The 2149-nt window shown below is 65.4% G+C and carries 2 protein-coding genes; one reads left to right on the top strand and one right to left on the bottom strand.

Annotated features, from left to right (window positions below; translation table 11 throughout):
* Window positions 1-521 (top strand): enolase C-terminal domain-like protein (locus ACK4SV_RS16920; RefSeq protein WP_409919015.1); only part of this gene is annotated, 521 nt, incomplete at its 5' end.
* Between the two features lie 213 nt (window positions 522-734).
* On the opposite strand, the gene ACK4SV_RS16915 is transcribed toward ACK4SV_RS16920, so the two are convergent.
* Window positions 735-2149, bottom strand: a 1415-nt coding sequence (locus ACK4SV_RS16915) for an ABC-F family ATP-binding cassette domain-containing protein (RefSeq protein WP_409919014.1), incomplete at its 5' end; no start/stop codon positions are given.

Raw genomic sequence — 2149 nt, 5'->3', positions numbered from 1 at the left:
AGGACCTCGCGCGGATCGAGGCGGTGCATGGCGCGCGGCCCGAGGCGCGGCTGATCGTGGACGCGAATGAGGGCCTCGCCCCGGCGGACCTGCCGGCCCTGGTGGCGCGCGCGGCGGGGCTCGGCGTCGTGCTGATCGAGCAGCCCTTCCCTGCCGGGAAAGATGAGGCGCTGATGCGGCGGCCGGGCGCGGTGGCGATCTGCGCCGATGAAAGCGCGCATACGAGCGCGGATATCCAGACACTTGCCCGGTCTTATGACGCGGTGAATGTGAAGCTCGACAAGGCCGGCGGGTTGACCGAGGCGCTGGCGATGGTGCGCGCGGCGCGGGTGGCCGGCATGGGCGTGATGGTGGGCTGCATGGTGGCGGGCTCGCTCTCGATGGCGCCCGCGATGCTGCTGGCGCAGCTGGCGGACGCGGCGGATCTGGATGGGCCGCTCTGGCTGGCGGAGGATATCCCGAGCGGCTTGGTGTATACAGACGGGTTTGTGGCGCCGCCGGGGGCAGGGCTTTGGGGGTAGACGGATGGGTTGCAGGGCCCTCACCTCCCATCGCTTTCGCGATGGGCCCCTCCTCTCCCATTTCATGGGAGAGGGGTTCAGACGTAGCACTTACCCCTCTCCCGCTTGCGGGAGAGGAGGGGCCCGCGCCCACAAGGGCGTGGGAGGTGAGGGCCTTTTGGAGGAGAGAAGTCCCGGATAATTGCTGCGCAATTTCCGGGATGACGGGGGACGCTAGGCCGTGGCTTCCTGGACGGCGTTCTCATATGCGTCGAGCGCCGCCAGCCATTCCGTTTCCGCCTTGGCCGCTTCGGCTTCGAGTTTGCCGCGTTCGACGGAGAGGTCCGTGATCTTCTCAGGCGAAAGACCGGATTTCGACAGTTCCGCATCAATCGTCCTTATACGGGCATTTGCCTTTTCGAAGGCTTTCTCGGCGGCGTCGGCTTTCTTCTTCAGGGGCGCGGCGGATTCGCGGGCCTGGGAGGCGCGGCGGCGTTGTTCGGCCTTGTCGACCGGCTCTTCGATGACGGCAGGCGCAGGCTTGGCGGCGCCGGTTTTCGAGCGGTCCGAACTCATCACCAGGGCGCGGTAGTCCGCAAGGTCGCCCGCATACGGCGCGACGCGGCCATCCTTGACGAGCCAGAGCTGGTCGGCGGTCGCTTCGGCGAGATAGACATCGTGCGTGATCAGGAGGACGGCGCCGGGAAAGTCATTCAGCGCATAGATCAGCGCTTCGCGGCTGTCGATGTCGAGGTGCGAGGTCGGCTCGTCGAGGATCAGGATATGCGGCTTCTGTAGCGCGATAAGGCCGAGGATCAGCCGGACTTTTTCGCCGCCTGACAGGTTCTCGACCTTGGTTTCGACTTTCTCATGGCTGAAGCCGATCTGGGCGGCGACGCCGCGCTGCTTGGCGACCGGCGTGTCCTTCGGTAGGGCGCGCATGACGTGTTCGAGCACGGTGTCGCCGGCCGTCAGCTCGTCGAGCTGGTCCTGCGAGAAATAGCCGATCTCGACTTTCTTGGGCACGCGGCGTTTGCCCGCCAGCATCGGCAGGCGTTCGGCGATGGATTTGACCAGCGTGGTCTTGCCCTGCCCGTTGGTGCCGATGATGGCGATCCGGTCATCCGGGTCCAGACGAAGATCGACATTGTTCAGAATGACCGCCTGCGGACCATAGCCGAGGCTTGCCGCCTCGATCTCCAGCAGCGGCGGGGAGAGTTTGGTCAGGGGCTCAGGGAAGTTGAACGGCAGGGCGCGCTCTTCGAGCGGCACGCTGATCGTCTGCATCTTCTCCAGCATCTTGATGCGGCTCTGTGCCTGGCGGGCCTTGGAGGCCTTGGCGCGGAAGCGGTCGACGAAGGATTGCAGGTGCGCGCGGTCCTTGTCCTGCTTGGCTTTCTGGCTTTCGAGCTGGGCGAGTTTCGCGGCGCGCAGTTTCAGCCAGTCATCATAGCCGCCGGGCGTGATCGTCAGCTTACGGTGTTCCAGCGCCATCGTGTGCGTGACCGATCGGTTGAGCATTTCGCGATCATGGCTGACGATGAGGACGGTGTTGGGATAGCGGCGCAGATAGCCTTCAAGCCAGGCGGCGCCTTCAAGGTCGAGATAGTTTGTCGGCTCGTCGAGGAGGAGCAGGTCCGGCTGGGCGA

It is taken from the genome of Hyphomonas sp. (assembly GCF_046313735.1).
GTDB lineage: Bacteria > Pseudomonadota > Alphaproteobacteria > Caulobacterales > Hyphomonadaceae > Hyphomonas.
Note: the sequence above shows the minus strand (reverse complement) of the source record. Positions and strands in the feature narration are given on the sequence as shown.